At 39.4% G+C, this 7,051-nt stretch carries 7 protein-coding genes; all 7 read right to left on the bottom strand.

What is annotated here, in order from left to right:
• Positions 1 to 350 precede the first annotated feature (350 nt).
• A complete protein-coding gene (locus ACQKN2_RS24895) occupies positions 351 to 713 on the bottom strand; it encodes a YxeA family protein (protein ID WP_427417311.1) in 363 nt (120 codons plus the stop codon).
• A gap of 1 nt (position 714) precedes the next feature.
• Positions 715 to 2,583: an FtsX-like permease family protein gene (locus ACQKN2_RS24890; protein WP_427417310.1), complete on the bottom strand. Its 1,869-nt coding sequence runs from the start codon at positions 2,581 to 2,583 to the stop codon at positions 715 to 717.
• A complete protein-coding gene (locus ACQKN2_RS24885; protein ID WP_323650654.1) occupies positions 2,570 to 3,337 on the bottom strand; it encodes an ABC transporter ATP-binding protein in 768 nt (255 codons plus the stop codon). The genes ACQKN2_RS24890 and ACQKN2_RS24885 overlap by 14 nt, the downstream gene beginning before the upstream one ends.
• Positions 3,338 to 3,836: 499 nt before the next feature.
• Positions 3,837 to 4,307 carry a glutathione peroxidase gene (locus ACQKN2_RS24880; protein WP_427417309.1) on the bottom strand — a complete coding sequence of 157 codons (471 nt, stop codon included), beginning with the start codon at positions 4,305 to 4,307 and terminating at the stop codon, positions 3,837 to 3,839.
• A gap of 18 nt (positions 4,308 to 4,325) precedes the next feature.
• Positions 4,326 to 5,660 carry an FAD-dependent oxidoreductase gene (locus ACQKN2_RS24875; protein WP_427417308.1) on the bottom strand — a complete coding sequence of 445 codons (1,335 nt, stop codon included), beginning with the start codon at positions 5,658 to 5,660 and terminating at the stop codon, positions 4,326 to 4,328.
• 13 nt (positions 5,661 to 5,673) lie between these two features.
• The gene (locus ACQKN2_RS24870; protein ID WP_427417307.1) at positions 5,674 to 6,819 is read right to left on the bottom strand and encodes a VanZ family protein; all 1,146 of its coding nucleotides are present in this window, start codon (positions 6,817 to 6,819) and stop codon (positions 5,674 to 5,676) included.
• A 15-nt stretch (positions 6,820 to 6,834) separates the two neighbouring features.
• Positions 6,835 to 7,051: hypothetical protein (locus tag ACQKN2_RS24865; RefSeq protein WP_427417306.1), on the bottom strand; the 217-nt coding region annotated here is incomplete at its 5' end.

Raw genomic sequence — 7,051 nt, 5'->3', positions numbered from 1 at the left:
GCGCTTTCGCACAAACAAAACCCTCTGCTGCCGCTACGTTAGCACTACGCTTTCGCGCAGAAAACATCTGTTGGCCCGAGACCCTGGAGCGAGCATCGCGAGTGAAGCGGGAGGGGAACGAAGGCTAAAAGCATCACGTCCTGTGATAACGCCTTCGTGACCAACATCCTGTTGCCCCGACGCCCTCAGGAAGCTCTGCTCTGCGCGAAAGCGAAGCGTCAGCGGCAAAGCGCCCAATCGGAACGGAAATCAACCTCTCGTTTTGCTGGAGGGACATACTTAATTTCATTAACATACTAGTCTTCAACAACGTAAAGGAGTAGCCCTATGATTGGGACTACTCCTTCTTCTTATTTCTTAAATTGCTCCTGCACTTTTGTAGGTAGCTCATGGAATTTTACTTCATCATATGATGTAACTTCCGTTTCTTTTTTTACATAAAGCTTCAAGTATGCATCGTGGCGTAAATTTTTCTGAGCTGAAAACTTTAATGTTTGCTCTTCACCGTTTTTGTCATAAGCAGGTACCTCATACCAATATGACTTCCATATTTCACCGTTACTTGCCTTGAATTCCTCTACTTCACCATCAGAAGTGACATGAACATAGTATGCTTCTTTATTTAAACGGTTAAAATCTACGGTCATTAGAACAACAAGACCTGCTACGAACAATAAAAACAATGCTCCTATACCTAAAAAAACTTTTTTCATATTAATTCCCCTGTCTAACAATTTTATAGAATGAACGAACTGTAAAGATATAATAAATGCCGTAAATTGCAGAATAAGCAATCATCCACAGTATTACAGGTTTCGTTATATCCATACCAAATAACTGTGAAAAGGCTATCAGCGCAAATGCACTATGTGCGATACCAACAATGAGTGGTGCACTAAAGATAACGGCAACCTGCCCTGCAACTGTTTTTAATATTTGTTTTTTATTAACACCGATTTTATTTAAAATCGCATATTTAGACTGATCTTCCTCAGCCTCTGTCAAAATTTTAAAGTAAATAATACTTCCTGTCGCTGCTAAAAATACTAATCCTAAAAAGCTTCCTACAAACAATAGTGATCCTACAGTAGCTAAACTAGCCTCATAACTTTGTGGAACACTTGAAAAGCCTTCCTGCTGTTCAGGAGCTAGTTGATTGGAAATCTCTTTTGAAATCTCCTGTTGCTTCAAGTCATTATCCATACCAACTACCTGCATTTTAACATTTTCTGCATTTGTTGCGGCGAACACTTTATCATTAACAACGAGTACTGTACCAGCTGCAATATAGTTTAATACGCTCTCTGTATACATTTTATCAACATGGAATGATTCCCCGTTCTCCAATTTAAACTTTTCACCCGTAAAATCATGTGAGAAACGTTCATCGAAAGTTGCATCAAGTAACACTGTTGAACCATCTGCAATGTGCAGTTCTTCAGCTTTCCCCTGCAATTTTGCTAAACGATTATAGTCGGATTCCTTTAATAATGTATATTCAAAAAACGAATATTCATTATCGACACGTAAATTTTTTACAGAAAGCGCTTCGTTGTACAAGACGTCTTCTTGCGAAAATTTTACTGTCTCACCCTTCCACATAAATGTGTTAGGTAACATATGACGTACAGTTGCTTCCGCATTGTAATACATACCGAAAACGCCGCCACCTGCTGTAATTGTTGTCGCACTTAAAATAGCGATGATCGAAAGCGATTTAGCGTTTGCTCGAATACGGTACAATAATTGTGATACCCCGATTAAGTTCAAGCCTTTCCATGACCAAGAAGTTGCATTTTTCAACGCCGTTAACACAAATACGCTAACACTATGGAATAACAGATATGTCCCTGCAATTGTCACACCTATAACCATTAATGGCGTACCTAGTATTGTGAAGAATCTCCAGATATTACTTGTAAATATATCTTCAGATGCTGTGTAATAACCAAATGCAATTAGCGCTGCCCCAAGAATAGCTGCTAATAATGATGCACGCGGAATTTTCTCTCCTTGCTTCTCAGCATGGAACAAGTCAATCAGTTTAAATTGATAAATGACACGATAGCCCTGTAAGGAGGTGAATAAAAATAGTAACGCAAAAATCCCTGTTGTATTTACTAGAGCCTCAGAGGAAAAAGTTAAACTTCCTACAACCTCATAGCCCATTAATCGAACTAAAATCATTAATAGCCCTTGTGACATAAAGAATCCTAGAACAATTCCTAGTACTAGAGAAACAAGACCAATCACTAAATTCTCGAAAAAGAGCATTAAGCCAATTTTTTGCTTACGCACACCTAGTAGCGAGTAAAGTGCTACTTCCTTTTTTCGTCTCTTCATAAAAAACGAATTGGAGTACGCCATAAAGATGATGATAAAGAATAATAGCACAACGGATGATGCACTCATCAATCCTTTAATTTGCTGCGATGATTGTTTTAAGGCTGAAAGATCATCATTATATTTCAATGTCACAAAAGTAAAGTAGATGACGATACTAAAGACCATCGAGGCGATATATAAAAAGTAGTTCGACAAATTACGTTGAACATTTTTACGCGCTAGACTAAATAACGTCATTTACTCCACCTCCGATGCCAGCAAGCACCTGTAAAATCTCTTGGAAGAACTGCTTTCTTGTTTGAGTACCACGATGAATTTCCTTAGAAAGCTGTCCGTCCTGAATGAATAGAATGCGCTGACAGAAGCTTGCTGCAAATGCATCATGTGTAACCATCATAATCGTGGAAGCTTGTGAATTATTTAAATCACTTAAACTTTCAAGCAAGTCTGTTGCTGATTTTGAATCAAGAGCACCCGTTGGCTCATCCGCAAAGATTAGTTTCGGCTCTGTTACTAACGCACGTGATGATGCTGTACGTTGTTTTTGCCCACCAGAAATTTGGTATGGATATTTATCAAGTAACTCTTTTATCCCAAACAGTGTAGCTATACGCTCTACCCTTGCGTTAATTGCCTTTGTTGGCACTTTTGCAATCGCAAGAGGCAGTACGATATTTTCACGAACTGTTAAAGAATCGAGTAAGTTATAATCTTGGAAGATAAAACCTAGATTGTCGCGACGAAAATCTGCTAACTCTGCATCCTTCATGCGCGCTAAGTTTGTATCTCCAATAATAATTTCACCAGTCGTTGGCGTATCAATTGTGGCTAACACATTTAATAGCGTCGATTTCCCAGCCCCTGAAGGCCCCATTACACCAACAAACTCTCCTTTTTCTACTTCAAATGATATATTCGATAGCGCTGTAAATGTATTTGCGCCTTTGCCGTAAGTCTTTTCTACATTTTGTACCTTTAATAATGGCGTCATAAACGCTCACCTCTTCTTTCTGACTTTAATATACGCCCTCAAACTTACAACAAATTTGTCCCAAGCTTACAACAACCTTAAATCATAGTTAGCTCATCACCATAATGAGAGGTTGATTTCCGTTCCGACTGGGCGCTTTCCTGGGGGCGTCCGATGAGCCGCTTCGCTTCGCTGCAGGGTCTCGGGCCAACACGAGGTTGGTCACGAAGGCGTTATCACAGGATGTGATGGTTTTAGCCTTCGTTCCTCTATTGCTGATCCCCAAGGAGTCGCCCAGTCTCCACTCCAATCAACTTATCCACATGATATACGTTTTAACAAAATGTCACCCAACTTTTTAGTTTTATCGATTAACTTTCACGTTTTATCGCCCAACTTTTGAATTTTATCGACTAACTTTCAAGTTTTATCACCCAACTTTTAATTTTTATCGACATCTCCCCTCAAAAGAGCAAAAAAAGGATTCACACACAAAACTGTGCGTGAATCCCCAACTTTATTATAATGCTTTTTGTATATCGTCCTCAAAGCTACTTGGCTTATCAGCTGATCCATAGCGTCCAACAACTTCACCATTACGATTCACAAGGAATTTTGTGAAGTTCCACTTTATACTGTTGCCGAGAAAGCCTTTTGAATGCGATGTCAAATGCTCAAAAACAGAGTGTGCATCCTTACCATTGACCTTCACTATTTCATGCATAGGGAACGTCACCCCATATGTCAAACGACATTGTGACGCCGCTTCCTCAGCAGTTGCTACCTCTTGCTTAAACTGATTTGAGGGGAAGCCAAGAACAACAAGGCCTTCATCCTGATATTTTTTATATAGATCTTCTAATTCTTCAAACTGCGGTGTAAAACCACATTTTGAAGCCGTATTAACAATTAGCATTGCCTTACCCTTATACCGATCTAAGCTATATTCAGTACCATCCTCCAAAGCAACCTGAATGTCATAAATGCTCATTTTTAATAACCCCCTATGTTATAAACGCGCATTAATTCTGGCAACCTGCTGTAGTGGATCCCAAACACCATTGAATGGAGGCGCGTAAGCTAAATCTAAATCTAGTAAATCTGGTAACGTCATTTTATTGTATAAGGCTGTCGCAAACACATCGATCCGTTTATCAACACCTGCCGGACCAACAATTTGTGCGCCTAAAAGCTGTTGATCCCGTTTACGAACAACAATTTTAATAAACATCCGTTGCGCACCTGGATAATATCCTGCAATATGACGAGCAGACAATTTAAATGCCTCATATTCAAAACCTAGCTCTTTAGCATTGCGCTCATTAATACCAGTCGTGGCAATCGTTAAATTGAAAAACTTTAAGATTGAAGTACCTACAATCCCACGAAACGGCGCAAACTTGCCCGACATATTGAGCCCTGCTAAACGACCTTGCTTATTAGCTGTCGTTCCAAGAGGTATATAATCTAGGCGTTCTTTCACAATATTAAAATGCGTTGCACAATCTCCCGCAGCATAAATATTTTCAACTGATGTCTCTAAATGTCGATTGACGATAACCGCACCATTTTTAGCTAGTGCTATGCCTGTTCCCTCTAAAAATTGTGTATTCGGCTTAATCCCCACAGCCATAATGACTAAATCCGTATCATATGCGCCATTGTCCGTTATAACACGTTCAACACGGTGATTCCCCTCAAACGCCTCTACTTTTGTATTTAGCACGAGGTCGATATCATTCTTTTTCGCTTCCTCATGAACATGTTGTGCAAGCTCTTCATCTAGAATCCGTGCTACAAAGCTACCTCGTTGAATCAATCTCACTTTTTTGCCGCAAGCATGAATCGTTTCAGCCATCTCTAGTCCAATATAGCCTGCGCCTATAATTGTTACATTTTCTATATCCGGCGTTAAATCGGCTAGTAATTCATCTAGCTGAGGTATTGTTTTCACAGTGTGTATACCCGTCAAATCCGAACCCTTCTCCACCGGCATAATAGAATCCGCGCCTGTTGCAATAAGTAACTTATCATAAGGAATTTCAAATGATTCTCCAGCTGATTGTGTTCCAAAAACAAGCTTCTTGTCTACATCAATTCCGTTAACCTCATGACCAACACGAGCATCAATACCGTACTTATCACGAAACGTTTCTACATCTCTTGCTATAAGACGCTTGGTCGATGAAATACGCCCATCCACAACATAAGGCAAGCCACACTGCCCATATGAATAAATAAATCCACGTTCTACAGATGTAATCTCTGCCCCAGGTACATTTCGATAAATTTCCATTGCTGCTGACATTCCGGCAGCATCTCCTCCGATGATTACGTACTTCATCCAACAATCCCCCTTATTTTTTTCTCGTTGCTAGTAAGCCTGCATAATAGTCCATATAAAAACGGCGTCTACCTCCACTTACAATGACACGTATTACATGAATAGCAATAACCATCATTAAAACAAAGTTCGCTATAAAGGCTAACAATGTAATGACAATTTGTAGTACATAAAATGGTGAATCCATATCTAATTTTATATTCCCTATAATTGTTATAATCTCTGAAGTACAGACTACCACGAGAATAGCAACACAACGACGCAAAGATTGACTGACAATACTTTTGCCGTTTTCACTGACCATTGTAAATCGCATAAACTTCATCCCTAATGTTGCACCTTTTGTAAAGCTTGGAACAACACCAAAGAGCAACGTATACAAAGCAATTTTTATTAAAAACTCGAAAATGCCACTATAGCCTGTTACGACACTAACAAAGAACAAAATGACTTGCGCTGTAAATAAATCTATAGCTAGTGCCAACAAAATCGATAATGGTTTGACAATATCTTTCTCGACCATTTCTGCTGCTTTAGCCGTCACCTTTTCATGAGAAGGAAACAGCGCCCACACAACAGGGGCTAAGAAGAACCCTAATAGTGCACCAACACTGTTAAGTATTAAATCATCTACATCAAAAATTCGATACGCACAATTAAAGATGCCATATATCCCTGTAAATTGGGTTACCTCATAAAACAATGTTAGCAAAAAGCTAAATAGAAATGCACGCTTCCAGTACTTTCTTTTTTTAAGAAAATAACGCAAGTACACGCCAAAAGGCATAAGCAGTAAGAAATTATAAAATGCCTGAAAAAAAGCAGGTTGCTTTGGAATATAAATCCATGTTGATGGATTCGTCAGAACAATCCCACTATCCTTTAAAATATCCGTGACAAATTGAAAAGGATGTAAATTATAATGGACTGTATCTGGGGCTTGCAGAGAGCAAGTATCACGTGTCTCCGGGAAAGGCAATAAAACTAAGCATAATGCCGATAAAAAGTAAAAAATAAATGAGAACGTTATAATGGTTTTGGATACAGATAAGTAGCCATATTTCCGATACGTATAAATAAGCCAAGGTACAAATAGCACAAAGGATGCGAAAATTGTTATTAAAAAAGCTACCATTATAGAATGTGTATAAACTGACATAGAACACCTCTTCGTTTAAAATCGGCTCTTCACCATAACGTATGGTTGATTTCCGTTCCGGCTGGGCGCTTTCCGGGGCGTCGGGGCAACAAATGTTTTCTGTGCGAAAGCGCAGTGCAACGTAGCGGCAGCAGCACCGATGTTGGTCACGAAGGCGTTATCACAGGATGTGATGCTTTTAGCCTTCGTTCCTCTATCGCTAATCCCCAAGGAGTCGCCCAGCCGGAACGAA

This window comes from Lysinibacillus sp. NPDC093688 (assembly GCF_050280145.1).
Classification (GTDB): domain Bacteria; phylum Bacillota; class Bacilli; order Bacillales_A; family Planococcaceae; genus Lysinibacillus; species Lysinibacillus xylanilyticus_B.
This window is presented reverse-complemented; position numbering and strand designations above follow the sequence as displayed.

Coding starts and splice junctions, on each gene's coding strand:
- ACQKN2_RS24895 (WP_427417311.1), bottom strand. CDS start 713: ATGAAAAAAGTTTTTTTAGGTATAGGAGCATTGTTTTTATTGTTCGTA.
- ACQKN2_RS24885 (WP_323650654.1), bottom strand. CDS start 3,337: ATGACGCCATTATTAAAGGTACAAAATGTAGAAAAGACTTACGGCAAA.
- ACQKN2_RS24875 (WP_427417308.1), bottom strand. CDS start 5,660: ATGAAGTACGTAATCATCGGAGGAGATGCTGCCGGAATGTCAGCAGCA.
- ACQKN2_RS24870 (WP_427417307.1), bottom strand. CDS start 6,819: ATGTCAGTTTATACACATTCTATAATGGTAGCTTTTTTAATAACAATT.
- ACQKN2_RS24890 (WP_427417310.1), bottom strand. CDS start 2,583: ATGACGTTATTTAGTCTAGCGCGTAAAAATGTTCAACGTAATTTGTCG.
- ACQKN2_RS24880 (WP_427417309.1), bottom strand. CDS start 4,307: ATGAGCATTTATGACATTCAGGTTGCTTTGGAGGATGGTACTGAATAT.